At 72.1% G+C, this 15,072-nt stretch carries 10 protein-coding genes and 1 riboswitch; of the genes, 5 read left to right on the top strand and 5 right to left on the bottom strand.

Annotation, left to right across the window (positions count from 1 at the left end):
* Positions 1 to 6: 6 nt before the first annotated feature.
* From ACFYW3_RS00470 to ACFYW3_RS00460, 3 genes are all read right to left on the bottom strand, one after another.
* Positions 7 to 807, bottom strand: coding sequence for a M23 family metallopeptidase (locus tag ACFYW3_RS00470; protein WP_351750743.1), 801 nt, complete (start codon positions 805 to 807; stop codon positions 7 to 9).
* 12 nt (positions 808 to 819) lie between these two features.
* Positions 820 to 979: riboswitch (cyclic di-AMP (ydaO/yuaA leader) on the bottom strand.
* A gap of 183 nt (positions 980 to 1,162) precedes the next feature.
* A complete protein-coding gene (locus ACFYW3_RS00465; protein ID WP_351374179.1) occupies positions 1,163 to 2,530 on the bottom strand; it encodes a pitrilysin family protein in 1,368 nt (455 codons plus the stop codon).
* A gap of 20 nt (positions 2,531 to 2,550) precedes the next feature.
* A complete protein-coding gene (locus ACFYW3_RS00460) occupies positions 2,551 to 3,894 on the bottom strand; it encodes a pitrilysin family protein (protein WP_351750741.1) in 1,344 nt (447 codons plus the stop codon).
* Positions 3,895 to 4,142: 248 nt separating this feature from the next.
* Here ACFYW3_RS00460 and ACFYW3_RS00455 point away from each other — a divergent pair, with 248 nt between their 5' ends.
* Together ACFYW3_RS00455 and ACFYW3_RS00450 are read left to right on the top strand one after the other, a co-directional pair.
* On the top strand, positions 4,143 to 6,599 hold the full coding sequence (locus tag ACFYW3_RS00455; RefSeq protein ID WP_389385107.1) for a DNA topoisomerase (ATP-hydrolyzing) subunit A: 2,457 nt from the start codon (positions 4,143 to 4,145) through the stop codon (positions 6,597 to 6,599).
* A 167-nt stretch (positions 6,600 to 6,766) separates the two neighbouring features.
* Positions 6,767 to 8,986 carry a restriction endonuclease gene (locus ACFYW3_RS00450; protein WP_389385106.1) on the top strand — a complete coding sequence of 740 codons (2,220 nt, stop codon included), beginning with the start codon at positions 6,767 to 6,769 and terminating at the stop codon, positions 8,984 to 8,986.
* Here the strand turns inward: ACFYW3_RS00450 and ACFYW3_RS00445 are convergent.
* Both ACFYW3_RS00445 and ACFYW3_RS00440 read right to left on the bottom strand, forming a co-directional pair.
* A complete protein-coding gene (locus tag ACFYW3_RS00445; RefSeq protein WP_389385105.1) occupies positions 8,983 to 10,119 on the bottom strand; it encodes a CobW family GTP-binding protein in 1,137 nt (378 codons plus the stop codon). The genes ACFYW3_RS00450 and ACFYW3_RS00445 overlap by 4 nt on opposite strands.
* A gap of 35 nt (positions 10,120 to 10,154) precedes the next feature.
* Positions 10,155 to 11,306, bottom strand: a complete 1,152-nt coding sequence (locus ACFYW3_RS00440; protein ID WP_389385104.1) for a citrate synthase — start codon at positions 11,304 to 11,306, stop codon at positions 10,155 to 10,157.
* A gap of 70 nt (positions 11,307 to 11,376) precedes the next feature.
* Between ACFYW3_RS00440 and ACFYW3_RS00435 the strand changes: the two genes are divergently transcribed.
* The 3 genes from ACFYW3_RS00435 (at position 11,377) to ACFYW3_RS00425 (ending at position 15,043) form a co-directional block, all read left to right on the top strand.
* Entirely contained in the window at positions 11,377 to 12,654 is a 1,278-nt protein-coding gene (locus tag ACFYW3_RS00435) for a citrate synthase family protein (RefSeq protein ID WP_389385103.1), read from the top strand.
* 83 nt (positions 12,655 to 12,737) lie between these two features.
* Positions 12,738 to 14,339, top strand: coding sequence for an ATP-binding protein (locus ACFYW3_RS00430; RefSeq protein ID WP_389385102.1), 1,602 nt, complete (start codon positions 12,738 to 12,740; stop codon positions 14,337 to 14,339).
* Positions 14,336 to 15,043, top strand: a complete 708-nt coding sequence (locus tag ACFYW3_RS00425) for a response regulator (protein ID WP_351750728.1) — start codon at positions 14,336 to 14,338, stop codon at positions 15,041 to 15,043. The genes ACFYW3_RS00430 and ACFYW3_RS00425 overlap by 4 nt, the downstream gene beginning before the upstream one ends.
* Positions 15,044 to 15,072 lie beyond the last annotated feature (29 nt).

The following is a 15,072-nucleotide window of genomic DNA, read 5'->3' as shown; positions in this document are numbered from 1 at the left end:
GAGCGATCAGACGTTGACGTCGTGCGAGCGCAGGTATGCGATCGGGTCGATGTCCGAGCCGTACTGCGAGCCGGTGCGGGCCTCGAAGTGCAGGTGCGGGCCGCTGGAGTTGCCCGTGGAGCCCGACAGGCCGATCTGCTGGCCCGGGGTGACCTGCTGGCCGACGGAGACGTCCAGCGAGGACATGTGCCCGTACTGGGTGTACGTGCCGTCGTTGTGCTTGATGACGACGTTGTTGCCGTACGCGCCGCCGTAGCCGGCCTCGACGATCGTGCCGGCGCCCACGGCGTGGACCGAGGTGCCGGACGCCGCGTGGAAGTCGATGCCCGTGTGGCTGCCGGAGGACCACATGCCGCCGCCCGCGTGGTACTGCGTGCTGACGTAGGAGCCGTCGACGGGAGCGACGAAGGTGTTGAGGCGCTTGCGCTCGGCCTCGCGGGCCGCACGCTCCGCGGCCTCTCGCTCGGCCTTCGCCTTGGCCTCGGCGAGGCGCTTGGACTCGGCGGCGCGCTGCTTGGCGTCGGCCTCGGCCTGCGCCTTCGCGGCGGTGATGTCGGCGGCGCGCTGCTGGGACTCGGCCTGGGTCTCGATCTCACCCTGGAGGTCCTCGGCGACGACGACGGCGTTGAGGCCGGTGTCCTCCACCGTGGGGGCGGCGGGCTCGCCCGCGGCGAACGCGGGGCCGGCCAGCGTGCCCACGACGCCGGTGGTGGCGAGGGCGGCTATACCGGCGTAGCCGGCGGTCTTGCGGCTCAAACGGCTCGAACCGCGGTGCTTACCGGCGACACGATTGCTGCCAAACGCCATGAAGAGGTTGATCCTTTCCTTCCTTCTCGCCTACCGGGTTAGCTGACGGGTTCGGAGCAGGAAGGTCTCCTACGGGCCCCCTCTTGCGAGGCGGTCCGATTCACCCCAGGGACACATGTGGGTCCCCGGCTCCCCAGGCTCGCGCCTGACGGGGACTCGGCGATCGCTGTCCGGTGCCGCGGGTGCGGCGGGCACAACTGACGAACAGCACGGCCGACGCTAGGCGGATCTTCAGTCAATCGCCAAACAGGTGCGCGCTTTTGTTACCTACGCCACACCGCATACAAGCAACCTCACCACTAAATGGACAAAAGGGGCTCAGGCGACAAGTCGCCTGAGCCCCTTTGATTTCAGGTCAGTTGCCGACGACGCTCACTTCGCCGATCCCCAGCGCCCGCACGGGCTCCGCGATCTGCGACGCGTCGCCCACGAGGATCGTGACCAGCCGGTCCACGGGGAAGGCGTTGACCACGGCCGAAGTCGCCTCCACCGTTCCCGTCGCGGCGAGTTGGGCGTACAACCGGGCCTGGTAGTCGTCCGGCAGTTCCTGCTCCACCTGATCGGCGAGGGTGCCCGCGACCGAGGCGGCGGTCTCGAACTTCAGCGGGGCCACGCCCACCAAGTTCTGCACCGCCACGTCCCGTTCGGCATCGGTCAGACCGCCCTCCGCGAGGGTGCGCAGCACCGTCCAGAGGTCCTCCAGCGCCGGGCCGGTGTTCGGGGTGTCCACCGAGCCGCTGATGGCCAGCATCGACGCGCCCTTGCCGTCGGCGGTCGAACGCAGCACCTGCCCGAAGGCGCGCACGCCGTAGGTGTACCCCTTCTCCTCGCGCAGCACCTTGTCGAGGCGCGAGGTGAGGGTGCCGCCGAGGCAGTACGTGCCGAGCACCTGGGCCGCCCAGACGCGGTCGTGACGGTCCGCGCCGATCCGGCCGATCAGGAGCTGCGTCTGGACCGCTCCGGGGCGGTCCACGATGACCACGCGGCCCGTGTCGTCGGCCGTCACCGGCGGCACCGGGAGCGGATCGGCGGAATTGCCCGTCCAGGCGCCCAGGGTGTCCGCCAGGACGGCGTCCAGGTCGATCCCGGTCAGGTCGCCCACGACCACCGCGGTGGCGGTCGCGGGGCGCACGTGGGCCTCGTAGAAGGCGCGTACGGCACCGGAGTCGATGCGGGCGACCGTCTCCTCGGTGCCCTGGCGGGGCCGGGAGATCCGCAGGTCGGCCGGGAACAGCTCCTTGGAGAGCTGCTTGGCGGCGCGGCGCTGCGGGTTGGCCGACTCGTGCGGGATCTCGTCGAGTCGGTTGCGCACCAGCCGGTCGACCTCGCTGTCCGCGAAGGCCGGGGCGCGCAGTGCCTCGGCGAGCAGGCCGAGCGCCTTCGCCAGGCGGGAGGCGGGAACCTCCAGCGAGACCCGCAGGCCCGGGTGGTCGGCGTGCGCGTCGAGGGTCGCTCCGCAGCGCTCCAGCTCCGCCGCGAACTCCTCGGCGGAGTGCTTGTCGGTGCCCTCGGACAGGGCGCGGGCCATGATGGTGGCCACCCCGTCCAGGCCCTCGGGCTCCGCGTCGAGCGGGGCGGCGAGGTTGATCTCGACGGCGACGACCTGCTGCCCCGGACGGTGGCAGCGCAGCAGGGTCAGCCCGTTGGCGAGCGCACCGCGCTCGGGGGCCGGGAAGGCCCACGGCCTGGCCTCGCCGGCCTCCGGCCGCGGGTGGAAGGTCATCGTGACGGCTGCGGTGTCGCTCACTGCTCCGCCCCTTCGTTCTCGTCGTTCTCGTCGGACTCGTCGGCCGGCAGGGGCTCGTAGACGAGCACCGCGCGATTGTCCGGGCGCAGTCGGGCGGCGGCCACGGCCTGCACCTCCTCGGCGGTGACGTCCAGGACGCGGCCGACGGCGGTCAGGGCGAGCTGCGGGTCGCCGAACAGCACCGCGAAGCGGCACAGTTCGTCGGCGCGGCCGGCGACCGTGCTCAGCCGGTCCAGCCACTCCCGTTCCAGCTGGGCCTGGGCCCGTTCCATCTCCTCGGCGGTGGGGCCCTCGGCGGCGAACCGCGCGAGTTCCTCGTCCACGGCCGCCTCGATGGCGGGCACCTCGACCCCGCTGGAGGTCTTGACGTCCAGCCAGCCGAGCGACGGCGCGCCCGCCAGGCGCAGCATGCCGAATCCGGCGGCCACGGCGCTCTGGTCGCGGCGGACCAGGCGGTTGTGCAGCCGCGAGGACTCGCCGCCGCCGAGGACGGTCAGCGCCACGTCGGCGGCGTCGCACTCGCGGGTGCCGTCGTGCGGCAGCCGGTAGGCGGCCATCAACGCGCGGGCCGGGACCTCCTCGACGATCTCCTCGCGCAGTTGGCCGCCCATGACCTCGGGCAGCGAGCCGTCGCGCGGCGGCTGCTTGCCGTCGTGCGAGGGGATGGAGCCGAAGTACTTCTCGACCCAGGCGAGCGCCTGCTCGGGGTCGATGTCACCGACGACCGAGAGCACCGCGTTGTTGGGCGCGTAGTACGTGCGGAAGAAGTGACGCGCGTCCTCCAGGGAGGCGGCGTCCAGGTCGGCCATGGAGCCGATCGGGGTGTGGTGGTACGGGTGTCCCTCGGGGTACGCGAGGGCGGTGAGCCGCTCGAACGCGGTGCCGTAGGGCACGTTGTCGTACCGCTGGCGGCGCTCGTTCTTGACGACGTCGCGCTGGTTCTCCATGGACTCGTCGTCCAGGGCGGTCAGCAACGAGCCCATCCGGTCCGCCTCCAGCCAGAGGGCGAGCTCCAGCTGGTGGGCCGGCATCGTCTCGAAGTAGTTCGTGCGCTCGAAACTGGTGGTGCCGTTCAGCGAACCGCCGGCGCCCTGGACGAGCTCGAAGTGCCCGTTGCCGGGTACGCTCGCGGACCCCTGGAACATCAGGTGCTCGAAGAGGTGAGCCAGACCGGTCCGGCCCTTGACTTCGTGGCGCGAGCCGACGTCGTACCAGAGGCAGACCGCGGCGACCGGGGTCAGGTGATCCTCGGAGAGCACCACGCGCAGGCCGTTGGCCAGCCGGTGCTCGGTCGCTGTCAGGCCGCCGGAGCCGGCCTGGGCTGTGGCCGTGTGACCCATGGGCATGTGGTCCCTTCGATCGCGATGCAGAGATTTCTGTCAGACCTGCCACTGTATGCAAGCGCGTCGGCCACCGGAGAAGTTCCCGGGTTCACTCCTGGGTCGGAGTCGGCGTTGTCGGTGCCTCGGGACACAATGGTCCGCGTCACCACTGTCCGGAAGGCCGACCCAGCCTTGCGGCCACAGCCCGTCAGTCCCCGTCAGACCCCGAGTACACCCCCCTTTCATGGTTAAGGAGCCGCGCAGCGATGGCCCGCCGCAGCACGAAGACCCCGCCGCCGGAGGATTTCGAGGAGAAGATCCTCGACATCGACGTCGTCGACGAAATGCAGGGCTCCTTCCTCGAGTACGCGTACTCGGTGATCTACTCCCGTGCCCTGCCCGACGCCCGTGACGGCATGAAGCCGGTGCACCGGCGCATCGTCTACCAGATGAACGAGATGGGCCTGCGCCCCGACCGCGGCTACGTGAAGTGCGCGCGCGTCGTCGGCGAGGTCATGGGCAAGCTGCACCCCCACGGTGACGCGTCGATCTACGACGCCCTGGTGCGCATGGCCCAACCCTTCTCGATGCGGCTGCCGCTGGTCGACGGCCACGGCAACTTCGGTTCACTCGGCAACGACGACCCGCCGGCCGCGATGCGTTACACCGAGTCGAGGATGGCCGACGCCGCGTCACTGATGACGGACGGCATCGACGAGAACACCGTCGACTTCGCCGCGAACTACGACGGCCAGGAGCGCGAGCCGGTCGTCCTGCCGGCCGCGTACCCGAACCTGCTGGTCAACGGCGCGTCCGGCATCGCGGTCGGCATGGCCACCAACATGGCCCCGCACAACCTCGGCGAGGTCATCGCGGCCGCGCGCCACCTGATCCGCTACCCGGAGGCGGACCTGGAGGCGCTGATGCGCTTCGTGCCGGGTCCCGACCTGCCGACCGGCGGACGCATCGTGGGGCTCGCCGGCATCAAGGACGCCTACGAGAACGGTCGAGGCACCTTCAAGATCCGCGCGACCGTGGCCGTGGAGGACGTGACCCCGCGCCGCAAGGGCCTGGTCGTCACCGAACTGCCCTTCACGGTCGGCCCCGAGAAGGTCATCGCGAAGATCAAGGACCTGGTCGGTTCCAAGAAGCTCCAGGGCATCGCGGACGTCAAGGACCTCACAGACCGCTCGCACGGCCTGCGCCTGGTCATCGAGATCAAGAACGGCTTCCACCCGGAGGCCGTCCTGGAGCAGCTCTACAAGCTGACGCCGATGGAGGAGTCCTTCGGCATCAACAACGTCGCGCTGGTCGACGGCCAGCCGCTGACCCTGGGCCTCAAGGAGCTGCTGGAGGTCTACCTCGACCACCGCTTCGAGGTCGTCCGGCGACGCAGCGAGTTCCGGCGGGGCAAGCGGCGCGACCGCCTGCACCTGGTCGAGGGGCTCCTCGTCGCGCTGCTCGACATCGACGAGGTCATCCGCCTCATCCGGGACAGCGACAACTCCGCGCAGGCGAAGGAACGCCTGATCGAGCGCTTCTCCCTCAGCGAGATCCAGACCCAGTACATCCTGGACACCCCGCTGCGCCGGCTCACCCGCTTCGACCGGATCGAGCTGGAGTCCGAGCGGGACCGGCTGGCCGGCGAGATCGACGAGCTGACCGGGATCCTGGACTCCGACAACGAGCTGCGCAAGCTCGTCTCCTCGGAACTGGCGGCGGTGGCGAAGAAGTTCGGCACCGAGCGCCGGACGGTGCTGCTGGAGTCGGCGGGCACGGCCATCACGGCGGTTCCGCTGGAGGTCGCGGACGACCCGTGTCGGGTCCTGCTGTCGTCCACGGGTCTGGTGGCCCGTACGGCGAACGCCGAGCCGCTGCCCGAGGAGGAGGGCGGGGCCCGTGCGAAGCACGACCTGATCATCTCGCAGGTGGCCGCGACCGCCCGCGCCGACGTGGGTGTCGTCACCTCGTACGGTCGCCTGCTGAGGCTGTCGGTGATCGACCTGCCCCAGTTGCCCGACACCCACTCCGCGCCGAACCTGGCGGGAGGCGCGCCCGTCTCGGAGTTCCTGACCGGGCTGGAGGCGGACGAGACGGTGGTCTGCCTGCTCTCGCTGGACGAGTCCTCCCAGGGCCTGGCCCTGGGCACCGAGCAGGGCGTGGTCAAGCGGGTCGTGCCGGACTATCCGGCGAACAAGGACGAGCTGGAGGTCATCACCCTCAAGGAGGGCGACCGGATCGTCGGAGCGGTCGAGTTGCGCACGGGCGAGGAGGACCTGGTCTTCATCACCGACGACGCCCAACTGCTGCGCTACCCGGCGGCCCAGGTGCGTCCGCAGGGCCGCCCCGCGGGCGGTATGGCGGGCATCAAGCTCGCCGACAACGCCAAGGTGATCCACTTCTCGGCCGTGGACCCGGGCCGGGACGCCATGGTGTTCACGGTCGCGGGCTCGCACGGCACCCTGGACGACTCGCTGCTGTCGGCGAAGCTGACCCCCTTCGACCAGTACCCGCGCAAGGGACGGGCCACCGGCGGCGTGCGCTGCCAGCGGTTCCTGAAGGGCGAGGACGTGTTGGTGCTCGCGTGGGCCGGGGGCGCCCCGGTCCGGGCGTCCTCCAAGAACGGGGCGCCTGCGGCGCTGCCGGCCGTCGACCCGCGCCGTGACGGGTCGGGAACGGCGTTGCCCGCCCCCGTCGGGGCACTGGCGGGCGGCGCTCTGTAGCGGGACGCGCTGTGCGGGGATGCCCTGTGGGGCGACGCCTCGCGGCGTGCGGCGACTGACGTGTCAGGGGCCGGGGCGTGCGGGGTGCGGGGTCTTCGGGCCGCGCACCCCGCGCGCCCATTAGTGTTTTCTTGATACATATCGGTGGGGGCGGGAGAGCGGATCTGATGAGTCGTCGGTCGAGCGGGTTGATCGGGGTCTGGGCCGAGGCCCAGCGCCAACAGCAGCGGACTCAAGTGATCCAGCAGCGCGAGGCCGAGCGCAGGCAGCGCGCCCACGAACGGGACGTGGCCCGCGGGCAGCGGGAACAGCAGGCCGCGTACAAGCAGCACCGCGAGACCGAGGCCAGGCGCAGGACCGAGCGCCTCGACGCGGAAGTGGCTTCCCTCCAGGGATTGTTGGCGGCCGGCTGCCGGGCTCCGGCTTTCCGCATGGCCGCCCTGGTCCGCTCCGAGCGGCTGGAGCCCTTCAACCCGGGCACGCTCGCCCACCCCGTACCGATGCCACACCTCCAGCAGTTCCAGCAGCAGGGCGGCGGCTGGGGAATCGGTTCGAGCCGGCGGGCTCAGGCGGAGCGCGAGGCGCACGAGCAGTACACCCGTGCCTGGCAGGCGGCCCACGCGGCGGAGCAGCAGCGACAGCAGCAACTGGCCGCCTACCGACGTCAGTACGACGAGTGGGCGGCCGGGCAGCTCGCCGACGTCCGGGCGCACAACGGTGGTCTGGCCGAGCTCGCCGACGCCCTGCGGACCGGGGACGCCGAGGCCGCGGTGGAGTACTTCTCGGCGGCGCTGTACTCCTCCACGGCGTGGCCCGAGGACCTGCCGAGGCAGGTGTCCGCCGCGTACGACCCCGCGGCCCGGCAATTGGTGCTGGACTGGGAACTGCCTCGGTACGAGGTGGTCCCCGAGGCCAAATCGGTGCGCTACGTCCCGAGCACCGACCAGGACAAGGAGACCGCCAGGCCGGCCACCCAGCGCCGGGCCGTGTACCGGGACCTGCTGGCACAGTGCGTGCTGCTGGTGCTGCGCGAGCTCTACGCGGCCGACGAGTTCGGCGCGCTGGACTCCGTGGTGGTCAACGGTTTCGTGGACGACCACGATCCAGTGACCGGCCGGGAGGCGCAGATCGTCCTGGCCACCGTCCTCGCGGCGCGCTCCGACTTCACCGGGCTGCGCCTGGAGCAGGTCAGCGCGGTGGACTGCCTCGTCGACGGATTGCGGGGGCAACTGTCGACCCGGCCCGACCAGCCGGCCGGCGTACGGGCGGGCCGCAGGCCGGCTGAGGTCGGCGCGGTCGTCAGCCACGGCGGGCACGCGGGCGACGGCGCGGAGGAGCCCGACCTCTTCGCGATGGATCCCATCGCTTTCGAGAACCTGGTCGCCGAACTGTTCCGGGCGATGGGCATGGAGGCGGTGACCACGCAGCGGTCCGGTGACGGCGGAGTGGACGTGGAGGCGCTGGACCCGGCCCCGATCCGGGGCGGTCGGATCGTGGTGCAGGTCAAGCGCTACCGGAACACGGTCCCGCCGACGGCGGTGCGGGACCTGTACGGCACGGTTCAGGACGCGGGGGCGAACAAGGGGGTGCTGGTCACCACCTCGTCCTTCGGACCCGGGTCGTACACCTTTGCCAACGGCAAGCCGCTGGAGTTGGTTCCCGGGGTGGAGTTGGTGGACCTGCTGCACCGGTACGGGCTCCGGGGGCGCCTCGGCGGAGCGGCGGCCGGCGGGGCGGGGCGTGCGTCGGCGTCCGTCTCTGCTGCTTCTGCTGCTTCTGCTTCTGCTGCCTCGGAGGCGGTCACGGTCGCCGTCGCGATGCCCGCGTCGGCGTCCGCCTCGGTGCCCGCGCAGCGTACGGGCACGGCCTCGGCGGCCTCGGCAGCCTCGGCAGCCTCGGCGGACGAGCACAACATCCTCGGCATGGACTGGTCGGGCGGCGTCGCGTTGGACGTGTGCGCGCTCGTCTGCGAGGGCAACCGGGTGCTGAGCGAGGACCACTTCGTGTTCTTCAACAACCCCCGCACGCCGGACGGTTCGGTCCGCTCCCGCGAGCGGGCCGCCCCCGACAAGGCCGCGATCGAGGTCGACTTCGACGGCCTGCCGCGGCACGCCGACCGCCTGGTACTCGCCGCCGCCATCGACCCGGAGATCAACCCGGACGCCGACCTGGCGGGCTTCACCGATGCCCGGATCCGTCTCCTCACCCCGGATGGCCGGGAGATCGACCAGTTGGAGGTCTCCGACGGCCGGGCGGGCGAGACCGCCCTGGTGCTCGGATCGTTCCGGCGCCGGCCGAACGGCGACTGGAAGTTCGTGATCGGCGGCAAGGGCTACCGGGGCGGCCTGGAGGACCTCCTGCGCGAGTACGGCATCGAGGTCGCCTAACCGGGCTGTACCCCGGGCACGGTGTCCGGGTCCGGCTCCGGGTCGGCCGCGGGGTCCGGCCGTTCCTCCTGCGGGGGCCGGGCCACGTACCGCAGGACGCCCCACATGGTCTCCGGGCCCGCGAGGTGCGGTCGGGGCTCGCGGCAGGCCTCCAGTTCGCGGAGCAGGGCGGGGCCGTCCATGCCCGAGCCGATCAGGACGAGTCGGGTCACCCGTGGTTCGCCCCTCCCCCAGGGGCCGGGGGCGAAGCGGAGGAAACGGCCGACCGCGTGGACCTCGTAGCGCTCGTCGTGGCCGGGGACGCCGAAGTGGACGAAGCCCTTGATCCGGTAGAGCCCGGCCGGACGACGGTCGAGGAAGTCGATGAACCGGCGCGGGCTCAGGGCCTGCTCGGAGACGAACTCCACGCTCTCGTAGGCGGCGTGCGCATGCCCCGTGTGGTCGTCGTGTTCCCGTTCGCCGTCGGCCGCCTCCGCCAGCAGGTCCTCGAAGGAGAGCTGGCCGCGCGTCCGCGTCCAGGGGCGCGCGTCGAAGAGCAGCTCCGGGTCGATCCGCCCGTGGTCCGCCCCGATCACGGGGGTACCGGGTGCGCAGAGGCCGGCCAGTTCGGCTTCGATGCGGGCGCGCTCGGCCGGGTCCACCCGGTCGGTCTTGTTGAGCACCACCAGGTCGGCGACGCCGAGGTGGCGGTCGGTTTCCGGGTGCCGGGCCCGGGTGGCGTCGAACTCCGCCGCGTCGACGACCTCCACCATCCCGCCGTAGCGGATGGCCGGGTTCTCGCTCGCCATCAGCATGCGGATCAGTTCCTGCGGCTCGGCCAGCCCGCTCGCCTCGATGACGATGACGTCGATCCGGTGGACGGGGGCCGAGAGCTTCTCCAGGTACGCGTCCAACTCGCTGCCGTCGACCGCGCAGCACAGGCAGCCACCGCCGAGCGAGACCATGGAGTCGCCGAGTTGCCCGGCCACCGACATGGCGTCGATCTCGATCGAGCCGAAGTCGTTGACCACCACCCCGATCCGGGTGCCGCCCCGGTTGGCCAGGAGGTGGTTGAGCAGGGTGGTCTTGCCGGATCCGAGGAATCCGGCGAGGACCACGACGGGGATGGTGGGGTGGGACTGCCTGCTGTTCACCCGGTCGATGGTAGCCGGCGTGGCACCGTGACGGCTCAGCCGAGCGCCGGTACCGGTTGCGGCGGTGTCGGCCCGGTGTAGCGGGCGGCCGGGCGGATGATCTTCGAGTCGGCTGCCTGTTCGAGGATGTTGGCGCTCCAGCCGACCACACGTGCGGCGCAGAAGGTGGGGGTGAACATCTCGCGCGGCAGCCCGCACAGTTCCATGACCACGCCCGCGTAGAACTCCACGTTGGTGTGCAGTTCCCGACCCGGCTTGAGCTCGGCCAGGATCGCCTCCACCTGCTGTTCGACCTCGACGGCGAAGTCGACGAGGGGGCCGCCGAACCGGCGGGCGATGCCGCGCAGCATCCGCGAGCGCGGGTCCTCGGTGCGGTAGACCGGGTGCCCGAAGCCCATGATCCGTTCGCCGGCGAGGACCCGTTCGCGGATCCACGGCTGGATCCGGTCAGCCGTGCCGATGGCGTCGAGGGTGTCCAGGGCCCGACTGGGGGCGCCGCCGTGCAGCGGCCCGGACAGGGCCCCGACGGCCCCGGTCAGGCAGGCCGCGACGTCGGCGCCGGTGGAGGTGATCACGCGGGCGGTGAAGGTCGAGGCGTTGAATCCGTGGTCGATGGTGGAGATCAGGTACTGCTCCACCGCTCGGGCCTCGACCGGGTCGGGTTCGCGCCTGGTCAGCATGTGGAGGTAGTTGGCCGCGTACGGGAGGTCGTCGCGCGGTTCCACCGGCTCCAGCCCCTGCCCCAGCCGGTGCAGGGCGGTCAGCAGGGTGGGCACCGCGGCGCAGGCGGCGAGTGCGTCGGCGGCCCGGCGGGCGGGGTCGAGATCGTAGACCGGGCGGAAGCCGGCGGACGCGCCCAGCAGTGAGAGCGCGGTACGGAGCCCGGCGAGCGGCCCGGACAGGGCGGTGGCGCGGGCGAGGGCGGGCAGGGCCTCGCGCACCTCGACGGGGAGTCGGCGCAGGGGGGCGATCTCGGCGGCGAAGGCGTCCCGCTCGGCGAGGTCGACGGGCAGTGCCCCGCGGAACATCAGGTGCCACACGTCCTCGAAGGTCCGGCTCTCCGCGAGTTCGACGGCCGAGTACTGGCGGTAGTGGTAGAAGCCTTCTCGGCCTCGGACGTCACCGAGTGCGGTTTCGGTGACCACGACTCCCGCGAGACCGCGGGGTACTTCGACGGTGGTGTTCATGGATCGACCATCGATGATGGATTGAATCCTTGTCAATATTGATTGAATCAATCTATGTAGGGTGTGCGTCATGAAGGCCGAGACCGACGAGACCAATGAGACCGGCGAGACGGACGGCCCGCGCCGGATCAACACGCGGGAAGCGGCGCGACTGCTCGGCGTGAAGCCCGCGACCGTGTACGCGTACGTCAGCCGCGGCCAGCTCGGGAGCCGCCGCGATCCCGTCGGGCGCGGCAGCAGCTTCGACGCGGCCGAGGTGGAGGCGCTGGCCCGGCGGAGCCGTCGCGAGGCGGCCGGCCCCACCGGGAGCCATGCCGGCGAGCTGTCCGTTCGCACCTCGCTCACGCTCATCGAGCCCGACCGCTACTACTTCCGGGGCGTGGACGCCGTCGAGCTGGCCTCGCGGTACCGCTACGAGGAGGTGGCGGAGTGGCTGTGGACGGGGTCGCTGAAACACGGCGCCCGGTTCGTCGCTCCCCCGGAGCCACTGGCCGCCGCCCGACGGGCGGTGGCCGCCCTGCCCGAGCACGGCGGACCGCTGGACCGGCTGCGGGTGGCCGTCGCCGCCGCCGCGGTGGCGGATCCCCTGCGGTTCGACCTGTCCGAGGGGGCCGTACTGGACTCCGCGCGCTGCCTGATCCCGACGCTGGTCGGCGCCCTGCCCGAGCAGGGCCCCGCCCGGTGGGCCGGCGACACCCGGCTGGTCCGCGTGCTGTGGTCGCGGCTGACGGCGCTGGACCCCGACCCGGACGCGCTGGCCGTGCTGGACCTGGCCCTCGGCCTGCTGGTGGACCACGACCTGGCGGCCTCGACGCTGGCCGTACGGGTCGCCGCGTCGGCGCGGGCCCATCCGTACGCGGCGGTCTCGGCCGGACTCGGCGCGCTCGAAGGCCCGCTGCACGGCGCCGCCGGCCGGCTCGCGCACCGGATGCTGGTCGAGGTCCTGGAGCGGGGCGGGGCGGCTCCGGTGGTGTCGGAGTACCTGCGCGCGGGGCGTCGGGTGCCGGGTCTGGGGCACCGGCTGTACCGCGGCGAGGATCCTCGTGCCACGGCCCTGTTCTCCCGGCTGGAGGCCCTGGAACAGGCCGGCCCGGCGCTGGGCGCGGCCCGCGACGTGGCCTCGGTGATGGCCCGGCACGGCGGCGGACTGCACGCCAACGTGGACCTGGCCCTGGCGGTGCTGACGGTGTCCTGCGGGATGCGGGCCGAGGCCGGGGAGACGGTGTTCGCGGTGGCCCGGACGGCGGGGTGGATCGCGCACGCGCTGGAGGAGTACCAGGAACGGCCGCTGAGGATGCGACCGAGCGGGCACTACGACGGCCCGCGCCCGCCGCGGTCGATGCCGTGACGGGCGAGGGGGATTTACGTGCCCAGGAGAATTCCGCTTACGCCGAAGCCGACCTACGGTTGCTGGTCATGCGGTTCCCCCACATGAGCGCTCGGCGCCTCGGGCTGCCCAGAAGGGCCGTCTCCCAGATCCTGCTGACCCAGCTCGCCATCGCGGCGGGCGTGGCGGTCCTGGCCACCGGTCTCTTCCTGGCGCCGCTCGGTGCGCAACTGGACGACCAGGCCATGCGGCGCGCCCTCGCCATCGCCCAGAGCGCCGCCGCCGACCCCACGCTGGCCGCCGACCTCCTCGACTCGGGGCCGGATGACGACAGCCCCGTGCAGTCCGCCGCCGAACGGATCCGCAGCGCCACCGGCGCCGAGTACGTGGTCGTCGTCGACCTCCGGGGCATCCGACGCTCCCACCCCGACCCGAGGCGGATCGGCCTGCCCGTCTCCACGGACCCCGGCGACGCCCTGGCGGGCCGCGAGGTCATGGAGATCGACGACGGCACCCTGGGCCGCTCCGCCCGCGGCAAGGTCCCGCTCCTGGCCGCCGACGGGGAGATCGTCGGCGCGGTCTCCGTGGGCATCGCCTACGACAGCGTCCGCGACCGGCTGCTGGGAGCCATCCCCGGCCTCCTCGCCTACGCCGGCGGCGCCCTGGCGGCAGGCGCCCTCGCCGCCTACCTGCTCTCCCGCCGGATCCATCGGCAGACCCGTGACCTGGCCTTCTCCGACATCGCCGGCCTCCTCGCGGAGCGCGAGGCGATGCTGCACTCCATCCGCGAAGGCGTGATCGCCCTCGACCGGCACGGGCGGATCCGGCTGGTCAACGACGAGGCGGCCCGGCTGCTGGGCCTCGACCCCGCCGCTCCGGCCACCGTCGCGGGACGCGCGCTGGACGAGGTGCTCGGCGCGGGTCGTACCACCGACGTCCTCACGGGCCGGGTCGACGGCCGGGACCTGCTCACCGTCCAGGGGCCGCGCGTCCTGGTCGCCAACCGGATGCCCACCGAGGACGGCGGAGCCGTCGCCACGCTGCGCGACCGCACCGAACTGGAACACCTCGGACGCGAGCTGGACTCCACCCGCGGCCTGATCGACGCCCTTCGCGCCCAGGACCACGAACACGCCAACCGGCTCCACACCCTGCTCGGTCTCCTGGAGCTCGACCTGTACGAGGAGGCCGTGGAATTCGTGACCGAGGTCGTCGGGGTCCACCGCAGCACCGCGGAGCAGGTCACCGAGAAGGTCCGGGATCCCCTGCTGGCGGCCCTCCTGGTCGGCAAGGCGACCGTGGCCGCAGAGCGTGGCGTCCCGCTCCGCCTGGCCCCCTCCACGCTGCTGCCCGACCGGGTGGTGGACCCCGGCGGCCTCGTCACCATCACGGGCAACCTGGTGGACAACGCCCTCGACGCGGCCGCGGGCTCGACCGCCCCGCTGGTCGAGGTCGAACTGCGCGCCGAGGAGCGTACGGCGATCCTCGTCGTCCGGGACAGTGGACCCGGCGTACCCGCCGAGCGCCGCGAGCAGATCTTCACCGAGGGCTGGTCGACGAAACAGCCCACGGCCCACCGCGAACGCGGACTGGGCCTCGCACTCGTCCGTCGCCTCGCGGAGCGGCAGGGCGGTACCGTCCGGGCCGGCGAGAGCGCGGACGGAGGGGCGGAGTTCTCCGTCGTGCTCCCGGAGGCCCTGCGATGAACGAGTCCCCGATTCACGTATTGGTCGTCGACGACGACATGCGTGTTGCCCGGATCAACGCGGCGTACGTGGCGAAGGTTCCCGGATTCCGGGTGATCGCCCAAGCCCATTCGGCGGCGGAGGCGTTGGCGTTCCTGGACACCCACGACGTGGACCTGATCCTCCTGGACCACTACCTCCCCGACGAGAACGGCCTGGACCTGGTCCGGCGGCTACGCCAGCGGGGCCACCACACCGACGTCATCATGGTGACGGCCGCCCGCGATCTGGCCACCGTGCAGGCCGCCATGCGGCTCGGCGCCCTTCAGTACATGGTGAAGCCGTTCGCCTTCGCCGGGTTGCGGGCCCGCCTGGAGGCCTACGGCGCCCTGCGGCGCACCCTGGAGACCGGAGGGGAGGCGGAACAGGCCGAAGTGGACCGCATCTTCGGCGCCCTGGCCTCGGCCGGCACCCCGAACGACCTGCCCAAGGGCCACTCACCGCCGACCGCCGACCTGGTCCGCCAGGTGCTGCGCACCGCCGAGGGCCCGCTCTCCACCCAGCAGATCGCCGATCGCGCCGGCATCAGCCGTCAGACGGCCCAGCGCTACCTCAAGCTCCTCGACCGCGCGGGACGCGTCACCCTGGCCCTGCGCTACGGAGAGACGGGCCGCCCTGAACACCGCTACGCCTGGCGCCACTCCGATCCCGGCGCCGCGCACTGAACCGGGCGACCGCCACGACCGACCGGGTG

This window comes from Streptomyces sp. NPDC002602 (assembly GCF_042889445.1).
Classification (GTDB): Bacteria; Actinomycetota; Actinomycetes; order Streptomycetales; family Streptomycetaceae; genus Streptomyces.
The sequence above is the reverse complement of the archived record's forward strand: the minus strand, read 5'-3'. Positions and strand labels throughout refer to the sequence as shown.

Excerpts from the sequence above, each read along its gene's own strand:
- ACFYW3_RS00470 (WP_351750743.1), bottom strand. The coding sequence starts at position 807 with ATGGCGTTTGGCAGCAATCGTGTCGCCGGTAAGCACCGCGGTTCGAGC.
- ACFYW3_RS00465 (WP_351374179.1), bottom strand. The coding sequence starts at position 2,530 with ATGACCTTCCACCCGCGGCCGGAGGCCGGCGAGGCCAGGCCGTGGGCC.
- ACFYW3_RS00460 (WP_351750741.1), bottom strand. The coding sequence starts at position 3,894 with ATGGGTCACACGGCCACAGCCCAGGCCGGCTCCGGCGGCCTGACAGCG.
- ACFYW3_RS00455 (WP_389385107.1), top strand. The coding sequence starts at position 4,143 with ATGGCCCGCCGCAGCACGAAGACCCCGCCGCCGGAGGATTTCGAGGAG.
- ACFYW3_RS00450 (WP_389385106.1), top strand. The coding sequence starts at position 6,767 with ATGAGTCGTCGGTCGAGCGGGTTGATCGGGGTCTGGGCCGAGGCCCAG.
- ACFYW3_RS00440 (WP_389385104.1), bottom strand. The coding sequence starts at position 11,306 with ATGAACACCACCGTCGAAGTACCCCGCGGTCTCGCGGGAGTCGTGGTC.
- ACFYW3_RS00435 (WP_389385103.1), top strand. The coding sequence starts at position 11,377 with ATGAAGGCCGAGACCGACGAGACCAATGAGACCGGCGAGACGGACGGC.
- ACFYW3_RS00430 (WP_389385102.1), top strand. The coding sequence starts at position 12,738 with ATGAGCGCTCGGCGCCTCGGGCTGCCCAGAAGGGCCGTCTCCCAGATC.
- ACFYW3_RS00425 (WP_351750728.1), top strand. The coding sequence starts at position 14,336 with ATGAACGAGTCCCCGATTCACGTATTGGTCGTCGACGACGACATGCGT.